We start from the raw sequence: 20,336 nt of genomic DNA, 5'->3' as shown, positions 1-20,336 counted from the left end.
GCCGGGGTTTCAGAAGGCGGCCTTGCCGCCGACGGGCACCTCGTCGGTGTACTGGGAGTCGCCGGCGAGCAGCGGCTGCAGCTTCGCGACCAGTGCCTGCGCCTGCTCGGAGGCGAAGAACCTGGCGTGGGCCTCCTGGCTGGTCCAGCCCTCGGTGACGTGGACGGTGTCCGGGTCGCCGGCCGAGCGGCCGACCAGGAAGACGACACAGTCCTCGCTCGACAGGGACGGCGCGTCGAGCAGGAACTCGACCAGTTCGTCACCCTTGCCGGGCTGCGCGGTCATGGTGGCGTGGAAACCGTGGTTGACGGCCATGGGGGCTATCTCCTCATTCGTGGAGCGGTCGTGCGCTCCTGAGATATCGACAAACCCATGAAAACACCACTACCAGCGGAAACGTTAGACCGATGCTACTGGCCACTTGCCTGATCCTATCGTTGCAGCGAGTATCGGTTCGTGCTTCACTCGGTTCATGAACCTTGACGAGCTGCGCTCCTTACTCGCGCGCCACGCCCGGCCCGACACGACCACCGCCATCGACGGTGTCCTGATCTCGAAGGTCGAGCGGCGGGCTCCGCCGTCGCCGTCGATGTCCGGCACGCTGCTGGCGCTCATCGCCCAGGGCGCGAAACGGATCGCGTTGGGCGACCGCGTGTACGAGTACCACGCCGGGCAGTACCTCATCGCCTCCGTGGACCTGCCGATCACCGGCCATTTCACCGAGGCCGACCCTGAGCGGCCGGCACTCGGCGTCGGCCTGACCCTGCACCCGGCCGCGGTCGCCGAGGTGCTGCTGGAGGCGGCCCCCGGAGACCTCTCCCCCGCCGCCGGAGGCGCACCTTCGGGCCTCGCGGTCAGCACCGCCTCCGCCGAGCTCCTCGACGCGGTGATCAGACTGGTACGCCTGCTCGACCGGCCACGCGACATCAACGTGCTCGCGCCCCTGATCAAACGCGAGATCCTCTGGCGGCTCATCACCGGAGAACAAGGCGCCGTCGTCCGCCAGCTCGGCCTGGCCGACAGCGGCCTCAGCCACATCGCCCGCGGGGTCCGGTGGATCCGCGACCACTACATGCGGTCTTTCCGCGTGGAGGAGGTGGCGCGACTGTCCGGTATGAGCGTGTCCGCCTTCTACCGCAACTTCCAGGCGGTCACCGCGATGAGCCCGATCCAGTTCCAGAAACAGATCCGGCTACAGCAGGCCCGGCTCCTGCTCGCCACCGCCCCCAACGACGTCACCGGAATCAGCCGCCGCGTCGGCTACGACAGCCCCTCCCAATTCAGCCGCGAATACCGCCGCCAGTTCGGCGCACCACCCAGCCAGGACGCCGCCCGCCTCCGCGACGCGACACCCGGCACCGCGGCGGCCCTGGTATGACGGCCGCGCCACGATCGAGGGTCGGCGCGGAGGCGACCCTCACCGTCTCCAGCCTCACCACACTGAGATCGTTTCATCCTGAAGTCGCAGGTCAGATGTCTGGTGTGATCAGTTGAAGGCGTCTCCTCGCCGGTTGCGGGCGAGGATCACCGCCTCGATCGCCCGCCACGGACAAAAGCGGAGCGCCATGCCCAGCAGCTATCCCGCGACGACAGAAAACGGAAGATCGTCGCCTGACCCGCGCCTTCTTTGCCGCCAATCGCTCCGGCCAAAATAGATCGCAAGCGCCAGCAACGTCGACAATCCGCTGAGCACATAACTACCCATCAGCAACATCAGCCACGTTCCGGCGTGGGATGGATATATTTGAACCGTCGCCAGGGTGATATATCCAGGCAGTAGAAAGATTAACCACAAGAACCCCACGCCCGCCTTCTCAAGCGTAGCGTCTACGCGCTGAGCGCGCTGTGCCCAGAGCACCAGGAGCGGTATGCACCAGACCCAATGGTGCGGCCAAGAAACGGGTGAGACAAGCAGCCCCACGATGGCGCAGACGGTGATTCCGGCGAGCTCGCCCACCTTCTTCGCGGTCCATGCGGCGACCAGTAGTCCACCCGTGCCGACCACCGCGCACAGGGCGAGCCAGAGAGGCACGGTGGGCCAAGAGCCGGGCATGATCATAAGCACGCCGCGAAGCGATTGATTGAAAGAATCCGCGCCCTGCCCGGTGACCACCCGTTGCGTGTCGAAAAACGCACCACCCCAGTAGTCACGCGAATCGGCCGGCAGCACCAGAAATCCAAGGATCACTGTGCCGAGAAAACCAAGGCCGGCCATCAGGGCGGCCCGGAAACGACGCGTGACGAGAAGATAGGGGATGAATATCAGCGGGGTGAGTTTGATACCGGCGGCAATGCCTGTTCCCAGGCCACGCCACTTTTCTTTGCCGTGCGTCAGATCTACAATTATCACCAGTAGCAGAATAATACCTACTTGCCCGTTCCACAGCGTTAGCGCCACCGGGTACAAGGGAAGTATCGCGATAACACCCACCAACGTGTGAGTTGCCCGGCGACCACGGCGCTTCACTGCGGTACGGCCGACGAGAATCCATATTACGACCTCAAGGGCGAGTATGGAGATCAGCACCCAGAGGGCGACGGCAGTCTCCATTCCAACCAAGGCGAAAGGCGTGAACAGCATCGCCGCGAACGGCGAATAGGTGAACTTCAGCCAATTTTCACCTACGATCAAGTTATAGACAGAGGTATGCCGCAGTACCGCCGCTCCACCTTCCCGGTAAACCTCCAGATCAATCCAGCCCTCCGCATAGATCGCGTTGAAGACGAAGGCTGTCAGCGCGCCACTCAACGCGATCAATACTCCGCATGCTATTTGGAAAGAGCCGCCGTCTCTCCTGCCCGAACGAATTCGCGGACCGGCTGACACTGAAGAGGGCATGGCGACTCCCGACTTGGCTACGGTGCACGCTAGCCACGCCGGCTTGTCCAAAGCTTGTCGTGCCTAGCTTGTGCCGACCGTTCCGGATTGAGACCTCGGGCCACACGCGTCGGCCCGGTTCGTCGGGAGTGTCAAGGGCTCCGCCATCTGACCGTGGACCCTGGCCAGGCCGTCCCGCACCCCTGGCAGATCTGCTCGGCCGCCGGCATGCTCGCCGCACACGCGGCGGGCCGCCCGTCCCCGCCACGACGCCCAACGGCGGCCCTGCCGGCGAGGCGCGGGCCCTCGTCATGAGGTCAGCGGTTTCCGAATGGGTTGACGGGCGGGAATGGGATGATCGGGGCCTGGGGTTTGCGCGCGGGTGTTCGGCGGATCGCCGGAAGTGCCGGGTTGGGGGTCTGGCGGCCGAGCGCGGGCGTGCCGGGGGCGGCCTGCCGGGGTGGGCGCGGGAGGACGAAACCCACCCGGGGCTTCGCCGGGATGGCCTGGCCCGGCGTCGCGAGGCTCGGGCGCGTCAGCGCGAACGTACCGGTCTTGCCGGGGCCCACCCGGTTCTCGCCGGGCAAGGTGTTGTTCACGGGAAGCTCGACGATCACCGCGGCCTGCGTCAGTGACACGGAGATCCACCCGGCGCTGTTGTTGCGGACGTGGAACTTCACCGTCCCGCCGGACGCCGTCCCCCAGAGCGGACGCCGACCGGGCGTCCGGGGCAGCAACCGCTCGGGCGGTAGAGCCGGGCGACGCGTACGTGGGAACATGGTCGCCGGCAGGCCGAACTCTTCGCCGGGGCGCCGGGCGGGCGGGGTGGCGGCGGGCGGGCTCGGGGACGTCACGGCCTCCACGTTCACCTCGACGTCCACGCAGCCGATCCAGTGCCCCTGGACCGCCGGGACGGCGAGACGCGCCCCGGGGGTCGGCGCCTGCCCGCTTCTGGGAATGATGGGAACGCCCGTCGAGGCCGGCCGTTCCCCCAGCGCCTTGCACAGGGAAAGCACGTCCTTGTACGAGGCCGCGAGGGGGGCCGTGCCGAAAAGGATCTCCTTTTCCAGGATCCGGCGGGCCGCCCCCACGGTCTTGGTCACGTCGTTCAGCGAGGGCACCCATAACCAGCAGCCGGCGATCGCGACGTCGGCCACCGCCTGCCGGTGGGCGTCCTTCATTCGCTCGGCGACGCCGAAGGCGCGGACGAATTCGTGGCGGGCGTCGCGGATCAGCTCGCGGCGGTCCTGCGGGGTGCGCCACAAGTCGGGGAAATCGCGCACATATCTGCGGCCCGCTGCCATGTGATTGTCGAACTCCCGGGCGGGAAGGGCGTCGATCCGCCGCCCGAGCTGGTCGATCTGGTGCCCGAACTGGTCCAGTCTCTGGCCCATCTGCTGGAATCCGGACTGCTGCCCGGTCGCGGTGGTGACGAGCGCGTCCACCACCTGGCCCGCCACACCCGCCCAGTCGTCATTGCTCATGTGAACGCCGCGGATCAGCTCGGCGACGGCCGTCCGCGCCACGATGACCCCCAGAGCGATCGCCAGCTCGATGGCCATGTGAATCCCCCCTCGGATATCCCTTGGGTATCGGCCCCGGCCTCGTCAACGTTTCTTCCGCCGCCACCCGGCCCGGTGGTGAGAAATCGAGCGCGCGCGATCGACAATGGCGAAAGTGATCGTCTCGAACCCTCCGGGCCGAGTGCACCCTTCGCCCGGCACGTACGGAAAGGATGACTGAACATTCGTTCCTGAAGAATGACGCGCATGCCCCTGCTTTTGGTTTACGCTTCCGGCCCGCGAAGGTCGTGAATCGCCGGCCGGGGTTCGGGTCCGCGTCCGGCCGACCGGCCGGGAGCAACGTGCCCGGCCGCAGCCACGCGGCCGGCTCGCCTGCCGGGAGCCGATGCTCGATGACCGTATCCGCGCAGGTGACGGGCCATAAAGCGCAACCCCTACGTCCGGGCGTCGCATGGCCCCAGAGGAATGCGCGTTGGGTCCGGGACGGCCGTTCTCGCGTGCCGCGGGCACTGCCATCATTCAGGCGATCGCGATCGGTCAGGTTCCCAGGCCCGGAAACCTGACCTCTCTGCTGCCCGATTCCACGAGGAGTGGCACATGAGACTGCCGACCACATTCGTCCTGGGGGTGGCCGCCTTCCTGGCCGTCTCGGCGACGGCGGCGACCGCCGCCCAAGCGTCTCCGGCGCGTCTGCTCGGCGTGAGCCAGACCGTCTGCCAGAGCGCCACGACACCCACCGGCTGGGTGCAGACCGCGTACTTCGACTGGTACACCTGCGGCACGCCGGGCTCCGTCTACTACAACGCCAAGACCATCAAGGACGTCACCGACACTCCCTCGGGCGGTACGGTGACCGCCTGCATCACCCCGCCCCCCGCCGGCTTCTACGCCACCTCGTTCTCGTACTCGTTCTCCTGTGAGATGACGAAGACGCCCAACGGCATCTTCAACGACCAGCACACGCTGACCAACCTCAACGGGCGCCCCTCGGGATCCACCGCGATCATCTGCGGCCTCCAGTCGTCCCCGCCGGGCTGGACCACCGTCGCCGTCGTCCAGTCCTACCTGTGCATCTACCCGCGGTCGGGCGGCCTCGGCAACAACGCCATCTCGATCCGCAAGTTGTAGAAGAGGCGCCACCATTCGCGTACGCCCACCCTGCCACCGGCGAGATCTTTCTCGCCGGTGGCGTTCGCCGACAGGTCTCGGCCGGTGACACGCACACGATCGCGCGTGCGAATGTCGCCTCTGACTAATTCCTTTGCGTGACGGGTCCCCGACCGCCTAGCGTTCTTTGTCCATGGGCGCGAAGGGTGCCCTGTCCGCGGCTTTGAGCCGGAAGATCGGAGGTGCGGAGCGGAATGACCAGTCACCTCCACGCGCTCTGCTTCGATGCGAACGACCCGCTCCGTCTCGCGCGTTTCTGGGCCGGCGTCCTGGGCTGGGAGATGGCCGACAATTCCCAAGACGGCATCGCGCTCCTGCCGAGCGATGACACCGGGTTTCGGATCCGGTTTCTTCAGACTCATGAGCAGAAGGTCGGCCAGAACCAGATGCACTTCGATCTGACGAGCACGTCCCTCGAAGACCAGCGGCGAACGGTGGCGAGGTCGCTCGAACTCGGCGCCCGGCACATCGACATCGGTCAACGCCCGGAGGAGCGTCATGTCGTGCTCGCAGATCCCGAAGACAACGAGTTCTGCGTCATCGAGCCGGGCAACAACTTCCTGGCCGACTGCGGATTCATCGGAGCGCTCGCGGGCGACGGTTCACAGGAGGCCGGGTACTTCTGGAGCGAAGCGCTGGGCTGGCCGCTGGTCTGGGATCAGGACCAGGAGACCGCGATCCGCTCGCCGCACGGCGGTCCGAAGATCACCTGGGGTGGTCCGCCGCTGAGGCCGAAGACCGGCAAGTACCGGCTGCATTTCGACCTCGCTCCCCCCGCCCATGGTGATCAGCAGGCGGAGGTCGACCGTCTGGTCTCCCTCGGGGCGACACGCATCGACATCGGCCAGGGCGAGGCCGACTGGGTGGTCATGGCCGATCCCGATGGTCATGAGTTCTGTGTGTTGCCGCCGAAACAGCGCGACCGGATCCCGGGTAGCCGGTGATACGCACAATCGCTCCGGGCAGCGACTCCGTCTCGTTCGGGCTCGGGGGCGCGGTCGATGACCGCTCGCTTCAGGACGTGACGCGGAAGTCGACGTTCTTGGTCTCGACCGTGCCGGCCGTGCGGCCGGGAGCCGTCTGGTAGGTCCAGTACAGGTTCGTGTGGGCGATGACCTGGTCCGGCGGGGGCGCGCCCCATTCCGTCTGGTCGTTCGTTGTGTGGGCGTCGCTGACCAGGGTCGCGTCGTACCCCCGGACGAGCGCGCCGTGGAGCGTGGAGCGGACGCACGCGTCCGTCTCCGCGCCGACCACGATGAGCCGCCCGACGCCGAGGCCCGACAGCACGGTCTCCAGGGTCGTGTCCTCGAAGGAGTCGCCGTAGTTCTTCTCGACCAGTGGCTCGGCGTCGCCCGGCCTCAGCTCGGGGGTGATCCGCCACTCGTCGCCGCCCCGCACCAGGTGCTCGTCCGAGTGCTGCACCCAGACGACGGGGACCCCTTCCGCCCGAGCCTTCTCGACGAGGGCACCGATGTTCGCGACGACCACGTCACGCTCGTACGCCTGCGCGACGACGCCCTTCTGCACGTCGACGACGAGCAGGGCCGTGTTCGGCCGACTCTCCAGTGTGGTCATGATCTCCCCTTGGCTCGCGCCGGGCTCCTGTGTCCCGAACACGCTAGCCGCCGCCACCGACAGAATCGCCCGCCGGCCGGACCGCACCCGTCAGGCGCCCACGCAGGCGGGGCCGAGGAGTTGTTTCAGGTCGCCCATCAGGGCCGGGGACGGGGTGACCCGGAGGCGGTCGTCCAGGCGCATGATGGTGGTCTTGGGGCCGTTGTGCAGCTGGAGGTGCACCTCGGTGGTGCCTCGGTGGGTGGTGAGGACCTCCTTCAGGCCGGCGATCACGGGGGGCGTGCAGCGGGTGAGGGCGAGGCTGACCACGAGCGGGCCGCCGGCCTCCTGGGTGAGGTCGGGCTGGGTGACCTCCATCGCGACGATCTTCGCGACGTCCTCGCGCTTGTCGAGCCTGCCCTTGACGAAGACGATCGCGTCCTCGGCGAGGACGGTCGCGCAGAGCTGGTAGGCCGACGGGAAGATCATGACCTCGATGGCGCCTTCCAGGTCCTCCAGGGTGGTGAGGACCCAGGTGTCGCCCTTCTTGGTGACCTTGCGCTGGAGGCCGGTGAGGATGCCGCCGACCGTGACCACCTGGCCGTCCGGGCGCTGTTCGTCCTGGAGGGCCGCGATCGAGCAGTCGGCCCCGGCGGACAGGATGTGCTCGACGCCGAACAGCGGGTGGTCGGAGACGTACAGGCCGAGCATCTCGCGCTCGAACACCAGCAGGGTGGACTTGTCCCACTCCCCCGCCGGGATCTGCACGTCGAACGTCTGGTCCTCGGCGCCCTCGATCGCGCCGAACAGCGAGTCCTGGCCGATGGCCTCGTTCTTCTTGATGTCGATGATCGCGTCGACGGCCTGCTCGTGCACCATTACCAGGCCCTTGCGGACGTGGCCGAGCGAGTCGAACGCGCCCGCCTTGATCAGCGACTCGATGACCCGCTTGTTGCAGACCAGCGCGGGCACCTTGCGCAGGAAGTCCTTGAAGTCGGCGAAGCGGCCCTTCTCGCGGCGCGCGGAGATGATGCCGTCGACGACGTTGCCGCCGACGTTGCGGATCGCCGACAGGCCGAAGCGGATGTCGGTGCCGCGCGGCGTGAAGTCGAAGTCGGAGTCGTTGACGTCCGGCAGGAGCACCTTGATGCCCATGCGGCGGCACTCGTTGAGGTAGAGGGCCGACTTGTCCTTGTCGTCCTTGACCGAGGTGAGCAGGGCGGCCATGTACTCGGCCGGGTAGTTGGCCTTGAGGTAGGCGGTCCAGTAGGAGACCAGGCCGTACGCGGCGCTGTGCGCCTTGTTGAAGGCGTAGTCGGAGAAGGGGAGCAGGATGTCCCACAGCGTCTTGACCGCCGCGGCCGAGTAGCCGTTGTCCTTCATGCCCTTCTCGAAGGACTCGAACTGTTTGTCCAGCTCGGCCTTCTTCTTCTTGCCCATCGCGCGGCGCAGAAGGTCCGCTTTGCCGAGCGAGAACCCGGCGACCTTCTGCGCGATGGCCATGACCTGCTCCTGGTAGACGATCAGGCCGTAGGTGGTGCCCAGGATCTCGGCCAGGGACTCGCGGAACTCCTCGTGGATGGGCGCGATCTCCTGCTGGCCGTTCTTGCGCAGCGCGTAGTTGGTGTGGGAGTTCGCGCCCATGGGGCCGGGCCGGTACAGCGCGCCGACGGCGGAGATGTCCTCGAAGTTGTCGGGCTTCATCAGCCGCAGCAGCGAGCGCATGCCGCCGCCATCGAGCTGGAACACTCCCAGGGTGTCGCCCCGCCCGAGCAGCTCGTACGTCTTCGGGTCGTCCAGCGGAAGCCGGAGCAGGTCGATCATGGACCCGGTGTTGGACTCGATCATCTTCAGGCAGTCGTCGATGATCGTGAGGTTGCGCAGGCCCAGGAAGTCCATCTTCAGCAGGCCGAGCGTCTCGCAGGTCGGGTAGTCGAACTGCGTGATGATCGCGCCGTCGGAGTCGCGGCGCATGATCGGGATGTAGTCGGTCAGCACCTCCGACGACATGATGACGCCGGCGGCGTGGACGCCGGTCTGCCGGATCAGCCCCTCGAGGCCCCTGCCGAGGTCGATCGCCGCCTTGACGTCGACGTCCTCCTCGTACAGCTTGCGCAGCTCGCCGGCCTCGTTGTAGCGCGGGTGGTCGCTCTCGAAGATGCCGGACAGCGGGATGTCCTTGCCCATCACCGCGGGCGGGAACGCCTTGGACACCTTGTCGCCGAGGGCGTACGGATAGCCGAGGACGCGGGCGGCGTCCTTGATGGCCGCTTTCGCCTTGATGGTGCCGAAGGTGGCGATCATGGCGACCTTGTCGGCGCCGTACTTCTCGGTGACGTAGCGGATCACGTCGGCCCGCCGGCGTTCGTCGAAGTCGATGTCGACGTCCGGCATGGAGACGCGGTCGGGGTTCAGGAACCGCTCGAAGATCAGGCCGTGCGGGAGCGGGTCGAGGTCGGTGATGCCGAGCGCGTACGCCGCCAGCGAGCCCGCGGCCGATCCACGGCCGGGGCCGACGCGGATGCCGTTGTTCTTCGCCCACATGATGAAGTCGGCGACGACGAGGAAGTACGAGGGGAAGCCCATCTGGAGGATGACGGACATCTCATACTCGATCTGGCGCTGGTGCTCCTCGTCGACGCCGTCGGGGAAGCGGCGCGCCATGCCCCGGGCGATCTCCTCGCGGAACCAGCTCTCTTCGGTGTGGCCGTCGGGCACCGGGTAGGTCGGCATCAGGTTCTTGAAGCCGAACATGCCCTCCGGGTCGACCCGCTCGGCGACCAGCAGCGTGTTGCGGCAGCCCTCGGCCCACAGCTCGGAGGAGTCGACCGCGCGCATCTCGTCGGCCGTTTTGATGTAGTAGCCGCTGCCGTCGAACCGGAACCGGTCGGGGTCGGAGAGCTGCTTGCCCGTCTGGATGCACAGGAGCGCGTCGTGGGACTTGGAGTCGGACTCGTAGGTGTAGTGCGAGTCGTTGGTGACCAGCGGCGGGATGCCGAGCTCCTTGGAGATGCGGGTGAGCCCGTCGCGGACGCGGCGCTCGATGTCGAGCCCGTGGTCCATGATCTCCAGGAAGTAGTTCTCCTTGCCGAAGAGCTCCTGATAGCGGGCCGCCGCCGCGACCGCCTGGTCGTACTGGCCGAGGCGCAGGCGCGTCTGCACCTCGCCCGACGGGCAGCCCGTGGTGGCCATGAGGCCCTCGGAGTGCTCGGCGAGCAGCTCCGCGTCCATGCGCGCCCACTTGCGCACGAAGCCCTCGGTGTAGGCGCGCGAGGAGAGCTTCATCAGGTTGCCGAGGCCCCTGGCGTTGCGCGCCCAGATGGTCATGTGGGTGTAGTAGCCACCCGCCGAGACGTCGTCGCTCTTCTGGTGCGGCTCGCCCCACAGGACGGGCTTCTTGTGCAGCCGCGACTCGGGCGCGACGTAGGCCTCGATGCCGAGGATCGGCTTGATGCCGGCGCCGGTCGCCTGCTTGTAGAAGTCGTAGGCGCCGTGCATGTTGCCGTGGTCGGTGATCGCGATGGCGGGCATGCCCAGATCGCCGACCTGTTTGAACATCTGCTTCAGGCGCGCCGCTCCGTCGAGCATGGAGTACTCGGTGTGAACGTGCAGATGCACAAACGAATCAGCCATGCGGGCCGTCCCTCTCCCCTCGATCCGGTGCGGCGGATCAGAGCCTACGCCGTCGCCGCCGCCTCCCGGAGCACACCGGGCCCCGCGGTCTCAATCGTGATCCTGGCGCCCGCCGGCGAGCGCCTGCGCGCCGGCCGTGCCCGCCGGGCGGTCCTCCGGCGAGTGCTCCCGGCCATTCTCCCCCGAAGCGGACCTCGCCTCCTCGGCCAGGTGGAGACCGCTTTCGATCACCGCCTTCATGATCGGCGCCAGCCGTGCCTCGCCCAGGCGGGGCGCACGGCGGGCCATCGCGGCGACGATCCGCCGCTCGCGTTCGAGATCGCGCCCGGCGAACCCGCCGACGGGCTTCAGACGTTGCACGACCCCGGCCAGGGCGGCCCGGCGTTCGAGGATCACGGCGAGCGCCGCGTCGGCCCGGTCGATCGCCCCACGGGCCGCGGGAATGCCGGCGGGGCGCTCCTCGCGGACGAGCGCGCCGACCACTACGACGGCCTCGCGCGCCGCCTCGGCGTGCCCGGCGGGGGCGTCCTCGTCCAGCCACAGGCCGTCCGCGCCCGCCGCCACCACGGCCGCCGCGAGCCCGGCGTCGTCCCCGGGCGAGACGAGGACGGGATGCCCTCCGCGCTCGCGGGCCGCGCGGGCCAGTCCCAGATCGACGGACAGGTGGCCGTCCGCCGCCCGCACGCCGTCCTCGCAGAGCACCACCCCGGCCGCGCCCGCGTCCAGGCACGCCGCCGCGGCGGCCAGCCACTCATCGACGGACGCCGGGCCGCGCCGCACGACCAGGGGCAGGCCCAGGCGCGCGGCCGTCCGTACGAGAGCCTTGTCTCCGGCGTCTCCGGCGTCTCCGGCGTCTCCGGCCGAAACGATCACGCCGTCGGCGTGCGCCGCGACGGCGGGCAGATCGTCCGCGGACCCGGGCTCGACGAGCAGCGGGCCGTCCCACACGGCCCGGGCGGCGGCCACCGCGTCGTGGCGGTCCTCGGGGCGCAGGCGGGCGAGGCTCACGCGGCACCCGTCCGGCGGCGCGTCCACGCGCCCGTCCGCCTGCGGCGCGGGACTCGGACGCCCCGCGAACACCACGGCGGGACCTTCCCCCACGATGAGGCTTCCGATGCGCACGGCGCGCGTACCCGGCTGCCCGGTCGATGACATGTCGGCTCCCTGGCTGGGCGCCGGCCGCGTCGATGTCCGCGAGCCGGCGGGGGTCTGAAACGACGGAAGGCGAAGACGCCGCCGTCTCCGCCTGTGCCGGCTCCGGTTGGTCGCTAGATCATGTCGACGGCGACCGGCTCTCCCGAAACCGGCCTCGTAAACACGAAACGGCAAGTCACGGCATCGAGGTTAGCAGCGACGGCCACCAGGCGGACACGATATCTCAGATACCGGACGCTTTCGCTGGATCCGCGTTTGCACGTGCGCACCGCTATGGGACGATTCAGTCGCCTGAAAGGGGGTAGCGGCGGGTGATGTCGGAAGCACGGCCGGGTGGACGGCAGCAGGGACGCCGCGTAGCCGACCGCTACCAGCTCTTGGAACCGATCGGCCGCGGTGGCATGGGCGTCGTCTGGCGCGCCCACGACGAGCTGCTCGACCGGGTCGTGGCGGTGAAGGAAGTCCGCTACCCCGGCGACCCCGATGACGACGAGGTCGCCGAGCTCAACCGCCGCACGCTGCGCGAGGCCCGCGCGGCCGGCAGGCTCAGCCATCCGAACGTCGTCGTGGTGCACGACGTCATCGAGGAGAACGGCCGCCCCTGGATCGTCATGCAACTCGTCGACAGCCGGTCCCTCGGCCAGGTGCTGCGCGAGGAGGGGCCGCTGCCGGCCCGCATGGTGGCCGAGATCGGGCTGCGCCTGCTGGAGGCCCTGCGCACCGCGCACGCCGCCGGGGTGCTCCACCGCGACGTCAAGCCCGAGAACGTCCTGCTCACCGACGACGGCCGCGTCGTGCTGACGGACTTCGGCATCGCCCGCATGGAGACCGACACCACGATGACCCGCACGGGTCTCGTCGGCACGCCCGCCTTCATCGCGCCCGAACGGCTGCGCGGGTACCCGGCCCAGCGCGAGTCGGACCTGTGGTCGCTCGGCGCCACGCTGTACGCCGCCGTCGAGGGACGCCCACCGCACGACAAGGGCATGGCGATGGCCACGATGCACGCCGTGCTGAACGACGAGCCCGAGCCCGCGCCGCGCGCCGGGCGGCTCGGCGCCGTGCTGATGGGCCTGCTGGAAAAGAACCCGCAGCGCCGCCTGACCTTCGACCAGGCCGAGCGCATGCTGCGTGCCATCGCCGAGGACCGCTCCGCCACGCCGCGGTCCAGCATGCAGACGCTGCCCGCCGCCCCGCATCCGATCCCCGCGACGAGCCCCCCGCGCAAGCGGCCCCGGCCCGAGGGCGCGGTCCCCCTTCCGGCCGAGGAGGCATCCCCGGCGGCGGTCCCGCCTCCGGCCTCCACTTCGGCCGAGGAGGCCGCGTCCTTCATCCCTGCCACCGGGGTCTCCACGCCCCCGCAGTCCCTCAAGGCCCCCGTGCCGGCCCCGAACGCACCCGGCGGCGACGTGCCCGCGGACGGCTCGTCCGAGGCGGCCGGCGTGCCTCAGGAGGCGGAGGACGGCTCGGAGGTCGCCCCCGTAGAGGAGGACGCGAAGGCCTACGAGGAGGCGGCGCACGCCGAGGTGCCCGCCCCGGCGCAGGAGACGCCGGACGAGGACGACGAGTCCGGCGAGGGACCGCCGGAGAGCACGACCCCGGCGTCGTCCCAGGCGACCGAGGCGGGTTCCGGGAACGCCTCCGCGAGGATCGCGCCCGTCCAGCCGGTCAAGCCCACCGTTCCCGCGCAGGCGCGGGCGGGCGACGCCGAGGACGTGCGGCACCCGGCGCGGACGCTCCGGCAGGAGGGCCACGTCGAGCCCGAGACGCGACAGGAGACGCGGCGGCGTCCGTACGGGGACACCCGGCAGGAGGCCCCCGCGGCGCCGGGCCCCCTCGCCGCCGAGCGCCCCGTGGCCGTCTCCGCGGAGGCTCCCGAGTCCTCGGCCTTCTCCGGCTTCTGGGAGACCTCGCGCGTCTCGCCGACGACCGTCGGGCCTCCGCCCGGCGAGGCGGGGAGCCACCCCCGGCGGTCACTGCCGATACCGCGCCTCGCCCTGGTGATCATCCCCATCGTGCTGGTCGTCGCCGGGGTCGCGCTGTGGCTGGGCGCGCGCGACGCCTCCGACCCCCGGTCGCCCGGAGCGGGCGCGTCGGCGTCCGGAGGCGACGCCACTTCCCCGGCCACCGGCCCGCCCTCCAGCGCGACATCCTCGCCGTCCGGAGAGCCCTCGACGCCGGCGTCCTCCCCGGCGGCGACGCCCAGCAAGTCGCCGAAGCCGTCCTCGAGCCCCAAGCCGACCGAGATCGGCCCGGGTGACGTCCCGGAAGGCTGGCGTAAGTACAAGCATTCCAGCGGGTTCTCCGTCGCGCTGCCGAAGGGGTGGAGCGAGGACGGCAGGGGCAACGGCCTGGTCCGCTTCCGCGGGGACTCGCACACCTACCTGGAGGTCCACCACACCTCCAGCCCGGAGAAGGACGCGCTGAAGGTCTGGCACCGCGACGTGCCGGGCATGAGCCGGAACTTCCCCGGCTACAGGCTCGTCGCGATCCGGGAGGTCAAGGGGTACTGGCAGACCGCGGCCGACTGGGAGTTCACCTTCGGCGACAGCCGGTTCCGGTCCCATGTGATCGACCGCGGCTTCGTCACCGACAAGAACAACGGCTACGCGCTGCTGTACAAGACCGACGACAAGGACTGGAAGCAGAAGAAGAAGCTCTTCGAGACCCTCGCGGCCACCTTCAAGCCCGCCAAGTGACGGACGCCGCCGCGCCGTTCCCCGGACGTCCGGCGGCTCGGGGAGTGCCGGGGGTCAGGCCCGTGACGCCCGGCCCCCGGTGACGATCGCGCCGGCGTCCCTCACACGCTCAGCCCTTCGCGCCTGATCCGCTCGAACCGCACGCCCTCCGAGTACGACCGGCGCGCCCTCGCCGGGTGTCCCGGCCCCGCACACTGTGGGACGATCGGAAACCGAAGCGAAGGGGGCGAGGTGACGGCGGAGACGCGGCGGCGGGTGGCGGGACGGTACCGGCTCCTGGAGCCCATCGGCCAGGGCGGCATGGGGGTGGTCTGGCGCGCCCACGACGAGCTGCTGGACCGGCCGGTGGCGGTCAAGGAGGTCCTGCACCACGCGGTGAGCGAGCAGGAGCGCGCGGCGTTCAACATGCGCACCATCCGCGAGGCGCGGGCGGCGGGGCGGCTCGACCATCCGTCGGTGGTCGTGGTGCACGACGTCATCGAGGAGGACGGCCGGCCCTGGATCGTCATGCAGCTCGTGCGGTCCCGCTCGCTCGGCCAGGTGCTGCGCGAGGAGGGGCCGCAGCCTCCGCGCCGGGTCGCCGAGATCGGCGTCCAGGTGCTCGGGGCCCTGCGCGCCGCGCACGCCGCCGGGGTGCTCCACCGTGACGTGAAGCCGGAGAACGTCCTGCTCACCGACGCCGGCCGGGTCGTGCTGACCGACTTCGGCATCGCCACGATGCCCATGGAGACCGCGCTGACCACCACCGGCGGCCTGACGGGCACCCCCGCCTTCCTGCCGCCGGAGCGCCTGCGGGGCCTTCCCGCGGTGCCGGAGTCGGACCTGTGGTCCCTCGGCGCGACGCTGTACGCCGCCGTGGAGGGCAGGCCGCCGTTCGACCGGGGCGCGCCCGTGCCGACGATGGCCGCCGTCCTCCACGACGAGCCGGAGCCCGCCCGCCACGCCGGGCCGCTCGCGCCGGTGCTCGACGGCCTGCTGCGCAAGGACCCGGCCCGGCGCATGTCCGCCGCGGACACCGCCGAGGCCCTGGGCCGGGTGGCGGCGGGCGAGGCGCCGCGCGGGGGCAGGCAGGCGCGCCGGCGCGCCGAGCCCGCGGGCGCGCCGGCGGCCACCTCGCCCGAGATGCCGATCCCGTGGTCCACGAGCCCGTCCGCTCCCGTGCCGAAGCCGCGGCGCCGGCCGGGCCTGGCCGGGGTGCTCGTCGCCGTCCCTTTGACGCTCGTGGTGGTCGCCGCCGGGTGGTACGGCTTCGCCAGGCTCGTGGACGGCGCCACGCCGGACCCGCCCAACGCGCCGACCCTGACGGCCTCGGCGGGCGTGCCCACGGGCCCGGAGCCGCCGACCGCCGAGCCGTCGGCCACCTCCGCCGAGCCGTCGGCCGCGTCGCCGTCGCCCACCCGGACGGGCGTGCCGCGCGGGTGGCGCACCCAGCCCGACCGCCTGGGGTTCACCATCGCGCTCCCGCCCGGCTGGAAGGAGGTCGACCGCGAGCCGGCCCGCGTCTGGTACCGGCCTCCCGGCTCGGGGAGCTACCTGCTGGTCGACCTGACCCGCTGGGCCGACGGCGATCCGCTGACGGCGCTGCGCACGGTCGAGAGGCAGTCGCTGGCCGAGGGCCGGCTGCCCGGCTACCGGCTGGTCTGGTTACGGTCGCTCACGTACAAGGGGCGGCCGGCGGCCGACTGGGAGTTCACCTGGCAGATGGACTCGGGCCGGGCCCACGTCCGGGATCGCGCGTTCACCTCGGCCGACGGGCGGCACTTCGCGATCTACCTGCACACCCCGGACGGGCAATGGGCAGCACAATCTGCCTATTTTGATACGTTTGCGAGGAGTTTCCGACCTACTTGACTCCGAGGGCATGTGCCCGGCTTTTTCGGGTAGCTCGGCGATTATGCCGGAATCCTCCCAGGTCACAGACCGAGTCGTGGCAGGCAGGTACCGTCTGCTGGAGCCGATCGGACGCGGCGGAATGGGCACCGTCTGGCGGGCCCGCGACGAGATACTCGGCCGCGACATCGCCGTCAAGGAACTGATCGCGCCGCCGGAGCTGACCGGCCCCGAGCGCGAGATCTTCACCGCGCGGACCTTCAGGGAGGCGCGGGCCGCGGGACGGGTCAGCCACGCGGGCGTCGCCACCGTCTACGACGTCTTCGAGGAGAACGGCCACCCGTGGATCGTCCTCCAGTTGGTCCCCTCCGACACCCTCGGCGCGGTCGTCCGCGACCAGGGGCCGCTCCCCCCGGCCCGCGCGGCGACGATCGGCCTGGAGGTGCTGGCCGCGCTGCGCGCCGCGCACGACGCCGGGGTGCTGCACCGCGACGTCAAGCCCGACAACGTCCTGCTGGACAAGCGCGACGGGCGCGCGGTGCTGACGGACTTCGGCATCGCCATGCTCGACGACGACTCCCCCGTGACCCGCACCGGCACGCTGATCGGCACGCCCGCGTTCATCGCCCCGGAACGGGCGGCGGGCGGGCAGGCCACCCGCGCCTCCGACCTGTGGTCGCTCGGCGTGACACTGTACGTCGCGGTGGAGGGCCGCTCGCCCTTCCAGCGCGGCAACCCCCTGGCGACGCTGGGCGCCGTGATGCACGACCCGCCCGCGGCGATGCGGCTGGCGGGCCCGATGGCCCCCGTCCTCGCCGGCCTGCTCCAGAAGGACCCGGCGCGGCGGCTCACCGCCGAGGCGGCGGAGCGGAGCCTGCGCATGGTCGCGGCGGGCATCCACCCCGAGCCGACGGCGCCCGCCGCCGTGCCCGTCCCGGCGCCCAGGCCCGCGTCCGACACCCATCCCGCCACCCCCGTCCCTCCGATGACGGCCCCTGTGCCTCGGAAAGGGCGGCAGCCGGGTTCGGGCGGGCGCGGCATCGCGGTCGCGGGGGTCACCTCGCTGGTCCTGGCGGTGGGCCTGGTCGCGGGGGGGCTGGCCTGGGTGACGGCCAGGTCGGAGGGGACGAACCTGACCCCGATGGTCTCCCCCACGGTGCGGGTGACCGTCTCCGTCACGCCGACGGCCGAGCCGACCACGGCCGAGCCGGTGACCCGCCGGACCCCGGAGAACACCTCGCCCCGGCAGGTGAACCCGGTGCCCCAGCCGCGGCGCTCGTCCCCCGAGCCCAGCCAGGACGGGACCGGCAAGCCGGACGAGAACAAGGACAAGGACAGGAACAAGAAGAAGGACAAGAACAAGGACCGCCCCACCGGCGACCCCACGCCGAAGCCGAAGCCCACCAAGACCAAGGAGTCGGGCACCTCCGACGACCAGGGCGACGGCAACGACGCGGGCGACCAGCGCGACACCGACCAGGGCGGCCAGAACACCGTGCCGCCCGGTGACGGCATCGGCGCGCCGCACGACGGTTCCGGCGATCAGAACGACCAGGGCGCGCTGAGCGACCGCCACGATGGCGGGAACGTCCCGCTGCCCGGGGTGTGAGGCCGGGTGTGAGACGGCCCTCGGGGCCGCCGCCGGTCAGGACTCCGCGCGGACCACGTCGAGGGCGCGGGCCAGCTCGGCGGGGTAGTCGCTGGTGAAGGTCACCCACTCGCCGGTGACCGGGTGGTCGAAGGCGAGCGAGACCGCGTGCAGCCACTGGCGGGTCACGCCGAGGCGGGCCGCGAGCGTCGGATCGGCGCCGTAGGCGAGGTCGCCCACACAGGGGTGGCGGGTGGCCGCCATGTGGACGCGGATCTGGTGGGTGCGACCGGTCTCCAGCCTGATGTCCAGCAGCGACGCCGCCCGGAACGCCTCGATCGTGTCGTAGTGGGTGATCGACGGCTTGCCGCCGGCGACCACGGCGAACCTGCCGTCCCCCGCCGGATGCCGGTCGATGGGCGCGTCGATGGTGCCGCGCAGCGGGTCAGGGTGCCCCTGGACCAGCGCGTGGTAGCGCTTCTCGACCGTGCGCTCCTTGAAGGCCCGCTTCAGCCGCGAGTAGGCGACCTCGCTCTTGGCCACGACCATGACGCCGGTCGTGTTGGCGTCCAGGCGGTGGACGATGCCCTGCCGCTCGGCCGCGCCGCTGGTGGCGACCCTGTGCCCGGCGCCCAGCAGGCCGCCGATGACGGTCGGGCCGGTCCAGCCCACCGTAGGGTGCGCCGCCACGCCGATCGGCTTGTTCACCACGACGATGTCGTCGTCCTCGTACAGGACGCGCATGCCGGGGACGGGCTCGGCGACGGGCATCGGCGTGGTGGGCGGCGGGGGGATCACGACGTCCAGCCACGCGCCGGCGTGCACGCGGTCGGACTTGGCGGCGGGAGCGCCGTCGACCTGGACGTCCCCCGCGGAGATCAGCTCGGCGGCCAGGGTGCGCGAGAAGCCGAAGAGGCGGGCCAGCGCGGCGTCGAGGCGCTCGCCCTCCAGCCCGTCGGGCACCGGGAGACTGCGCTGCTCACCCATGCCGCTCGCCTCCCCGCTCCGGGGATTCCTGGGAGGGCTCGGTGGCGGCGTCCTCGGCGGGGGCCGCGGGCCCGTCGCCCGCGCGGGACCCGTCGAGCTGGTGCCCTCGCCAGGCGAGCAGCACGGCGAGGATGCCGCCGCAGACGATCGCGGAGTCGGCGACGTTGAAGACGGGGAAGCGCCCGGGGAACGCCTCGATCCAGTCGACGACGTGTCCCTGCAGGGGGGCGGGAGCGCGGAAGAGGCGGTCGGTGAGGTTGCCGAGGGCGCCGCCGAGCAGCAGGCCGAGGGTGATCGCCCACGGGACGCTGCGCAGCCGCCGCGCCGTGCGGAGGATCGCGATCACCACGCCGAGGGCGATGACGGTGAAGACGACCGTCATGCCGGTGCCGATGCTGAACGCCGCCCCCGAGTTGCGGATGACGCGGAGCTGGAGCAGGTCGCCGACCAGGCGGAGCGGGTCCTTGCCCTCCAGCTCCCGTACCACGATGGTCTTGCTGATCAGGTCGAGCACGTAGACGAGGACCGCGACGACGACGAGGCCGCCGATCCGCCGGGCGCGCGCGGGCCCGGGGCCACCGGGAGGGCGGCCCGAGGCGTCCGGCGGGGTGTTCAGCGGCGCTCCTCCCGCTGCTTGCACGACACGCACAGCGTCGCCCTCGGGAACGCCTGCAGGCGCTCCTTGCCGATCGGCTTGTGGCACGATTCGCACACTCCGTATGTTCCCGCGTCGATGCGGGCGATCGCCCGCTCGTTCTGCGCGATGAGGTCGCGCGCATTCAGGGTAAGGGCGATCTCACGTTCGCGCTCATAGGTCTTGGCGCCCGCGTCCGCCTGGTCGTCCCCGGCGCTGTCGCTGATGTCGCCGGAGGCGATCTGTGACTCGGCCCTGGCGACCTCGGCGCCGAGCTCCTCGGTCTCCCCGTGCAGGCGGGCGCGCACCTCCGACAGTTCCCGATCGGTCCATACGGCGTCGCCGCTCGTCTCGGTGGCGGTCTTGGCCGCCCGCGTCATACCCGCCATGAAGGTCTCCTCGCCGATCGACCAGATGAACAGTGCGGGAAGCATAGGTCGGCCATTTCGGAAGAACAAACGACGCGCCGACCGTTTACGCCATCCGTAATCCTGGATCTACCTGGTCAGCGTGGCCTTTCCCGCGCGACCTGGTGCGCTGTACGCCAAAGTTCGCCAGCGTGCGGCTAGGTCCGGGGTCGTTGTCACCCAGGTAGTCACTCCAGAGATCTCCGCAAACCGGAAGTGCTCCATACCTGAGACGTACGTCACGCTTGCCGATCCACCACATATGTGTCCCCTGTCGACGCTCCTTCCATGCCCGGGGCAGCCCTCACGGCCAGAGCGCCTCCCCAGGAGGGCATCGCGTC

The 20,336-nt window shown here is 70.6% G+C and carries 15 protein-coding genes; 6 read left to right on the top strand and 9 right to left on the bottom strand.

Features of this window, described 5'->3' with window-relative positions; genetic code table 11:
* Positions 1-9: 9 nt before the first annotated feature.
* A complete protein-coding gene (locus DQ384_RS00670; RefSeq protein WP_114026667.1) occupies positions 10-315 on the bottom strand; it encodes a putative quinol monooxygenase in 306 nt (101 codons plus the stop codon).
* Between the two features lie 157 nt (positions 316-472).
* On the opposite strand from DQ384_RS00670, the gene DQ384_RS00665 reads away from it, so the two are divergent.
* Positions 473-1,378, top strand: coding sequence for an AraC family transcriptional regulator (locus tag DQ384_RS00665; protein WP_114026666.1), 906 nt, complete (start codon positions 473-475; stop codon positions 1,376-1,378).
* Between the two features lie 198 nt (positions 1,379-1,576).
* Here the strand turns inward: DQ384_RS00665 and DQ384_RS00660 are convergent, their stop codons facing one another.
* A complete protein-coding gene (locus DQ384_RS00660) occupies positions 1,577-2,758 on the bottom strand; it encodes a glycosyltransferase 87 family protein (RefSeq protein WP_181870950.1) in 1,182 nt (393 codons plus the stop codon).
* 377 nt (positions 2,759-3,135) lie between these two features.
* Positions 3,136-4,380 carry a hypothetical protein gene (locus tag DQ384_RS00655; RefSeq protein ID WP_114026664.1) on the bottom strand — a complete coding sequence of 415 codons (1,245 nt, stop codon included), beginning with the start codon at positions 4,378-4,380 and terminating at the stop codon, positions 3,136-3,138.
* A 558-nt stretch (positions 4,381-4,938) separates the two neighbouring features.
* Between DQ384_RS00655 and DQ384_RS00650 the strand changes: the two genes are divergently transcribed.
* Positions 4,939-5,469: a hypothetical protein gene (locus tag DQ384_RS00650; RefSeq protein ID WP_114026663.1), complete on the top strand. Its 531-nt coding sequence runs from the start codon at positions 4,939-4,941 to the stop codon at positions 5,467-5,469.
* Between the two features lie 233 nt (positions 5,470-5,702).
* Positions 5,703-6,452: a VOC family protein gene (locus DQ384_RS00645; RefSeq protein ID WP_114026662.1), complete on the top strand. Its 750-nt coding sequence runs from the start codon at positions 5,703-5,705 to the stop codon at positions 6,450-6,452.
* A gap of 70 nt (positions 6,453-6,522) precedes the next feature.
* Here DQ384_RS00645 and DQ384_RS00640 read toward each other — a convergent pair whose 3' ends face one another.
* From DQ384_RS00640 to DQ384_RS44060, 3 genes are all read right to left on the bottom strand, one after another.
* Positions 6,523-7,083 (bottom strand): isochorismatase family protein, encoded by a 561-nt coding sequence (locus tag DQ384_RS00640; protein WP_114026661.1) that lies wholly within the window; start codon positions 7,081-7,083, stop codon positions 6,523-6,525.
* Positions 7,084-7,173: 90 nt separating this feature from the next.
* Positions 7,174-10,695 carry a DNA polymerase III subunit alpha gene (dnaE, locus tag DQ384_RS00635; RefSeq protein ID WP_114026660.1) on the bottom strand — a complete coding sequence of 1,174 codons (3,522 nt, stop codon included), beginning with the start codon at positions 10,693-10,695 and terminating at the stop codon, positions 7,174-7,176.
* A gap of 90 nt (positions 10,696-10,785) precedes the next feature.
* Positions 10,786-11,850, bottom strand: a complete 1,065-nt coding sequence (locus DQ384_RS44060; protein WP_114026659.1) for a chorismate mutase — start codon at positions 11,848-11,850, stop codon at positions 10,786-10,788.
* Between the two features lie 314 nt (positions 11,851-12,164).
* Here DQ384_RS44060 and DQ384_RS00625 point away from each other — a divergent pair, with 314 nt between their 5' ends.
* The 3 genes from DQ384_RS00625 (at position 12,165) to DQ384_RS00615 (ending at position 17,988) form a co-directional block, all read left to right on the top strand.
* Entirely contained in the window at positions 12,165-14,549 is a 2,385-nt protein-coding gene (locus tag DQ384_RS00625; RefSeq protein WP_114026658.1) for a serine/threonine-protein kinase, read from the top strand.
* A 231-nt stretch (positions 14,550-14,780) separates the two neighbouring features.
* Positions 14,781-16,400 carry a serine/threonine-protein kinase gene (locus DQ384_RS00620; protein WP_114026657.1) on the top strand — a complete coding sequence of 540 codons (1,620 nt, stop codon included), beginning with the start codon at positions 14,781-14,783 and terminating at the stop codon, positions 16,398-16,400.
* Positions 16,401-16,476: 76 nt separating this feature from the next.
* The gene (locus DQ384_RS00615; protein ID WP_245966157.1) at positions 16,477-17,988 is read left to right on the top strand and encodes a serine/threonine-protein kinase; all 1,512 of its coding nucleotides are present in this window, start codon (positions 16,477-16,479) and stop codon (positions 17,986-17,988) included.
* Between the two features lie 36 nt (positions 17,989-18,024).
* Here DQ384_RS00615 and DQ384_RS00610 read toward each other — a convergent pair whose 3' ends face one another.
* From DQ384_RS00610 to DQ384_RS00600, 3 genes are read right to left on the bottom strand one after another with little or no spacing between them, the layout of a single operon-like run.
* Positions 18,025-18,954 carry an RluA family pseudouridine synthase gene (locus tag DQ384_RS00610; RefSeq protein ID WP_114026655.1) on the bottom strand — a complete coding sequence of 310 codons (930 nt, stop codon included), beginning with the start codon at positions 18,952-18,954 and terminating at the stop codon, positions 18,025-18,027.
* Positions 18,947-19,594, bottom strand: a complete 648-nt coding sequence (gene lspA / locus DQ384_RS00605; RefSeq protein ID WP_342769347.1) for a signal peptidase II — start codon at positions 19,592-19,594, stop codon at positions 18,947-18,949. The genes DQ384_RS00610 and lspA overlap by 8 nt, the downstream gene beginning before the upstream one ends.
* Complete coding sequence (locus DQ384_RS00600) at positions 19,567-19,968, bottom strand: TraR/DksA family transcriptional regulator (protein ID WP_114027018.1); 402 nt, start codon at positions 19,966-19,968, stop codon at positions 19,567-19,569. Before DQ384_RS00600 ends, lspA begins: the two co-directional genes overlap by 28 nt.
* Positions 19,969-20,336 lie beyond the last annotated feature (368 nt).

Origin of the sequence: Sphaerisporangium album (assembly GCF_003323745.1) — a bacterium.
GTDB lineage: Bacteria > Actinomycetota > Actinomycetes > Streptosporangiales > Streptosporangiaceae > Sphaerisporangium > Sphaerisporangium album.
Note: the sequence above shows the minus strand (reverse complement) of the source record. Positions and strands in the feature narration are given on the sequence as shown.

Bases quoted from the DNA above. Each gene is read 5' to 3' on its own strand.
- DQ384_RS00640 (WP_114026661.1), bottom strand. From the start codon at position 7,083: ATGACCACACTGGAGAGTCGGCCGAACACGGCCCTGCTCGTCGTCGAC.
- DQ384_RS00655 (WP_114026664.1), bottom strand. From the start codon at position 4,380: ATGGCCATCGAGCTGGCGATCGCTCTGGGGGTCATCGTGGCGCGGACG.
- DQ384_RS00665 (WP_114026666.1), top strand. From the start codon at position 473: ATGAACCTTGACGAGCTGCGCTCCTTACTCGCGCGCCACGCCCGGCCC.
- DQ384_RS00650 (WP_114026663.1), top strand. From the start codon at position 4,939: ATGAGACTGCCGACCACATTCGTCCTGGGGGTGGCCGCCTTCCTGGCC.
- DQ384_RS00600 (WP_114027018.1), bottom strand. From the start codon at position 19,968: ATGACGCGGGCGGCCAAGACCGCCACCGAGACGAGCGGCGACGCCGTA.
- dnaE (WP_114026660.1), bottom strand. From the start codon at position 10,695: ATGGCTGATTCGTTTGTGCATCTGCACGTTCACACCGAGTACTCCATG.
- DQ384_RS00625 (WP_114026658.1), top strand. From the start codon at position 12,165: ATGTCGGAAGCACGGCCGGGTGGACGGCAGCAGGGACGCCGCGTAGCC.
- DQ384_RS00610 (WP_114026655.1), bottom strand. From the start codon at position 18,954: ATGGGTGAGCAGCGCAGTCTCCCGGTGCCCGACGGGCTGGAGGGCGAG.
- DQ384_RS44060 (WP_114026659.1), bottom strand. From the start codon at position 11,850: ATGTCATCGACCGGGCAGCCGGGTACGCGCGCCGTGCGCATCGGAAGC.
- DQ384_RS00670 (WP_114026667.1), bottom strand. From the start codon at position 315: ATGGCCGTCAACCACGGTTTCCACGCCACCATGACCGCGCAGCCCGGC.
- DQ384_RS00645 (WP_114026662.1), top strand. From the start codon at position 5,703: ATGACCAGTCACCTCCACGCGCTCTGCTTCGATGCGAACGACCCGCTC.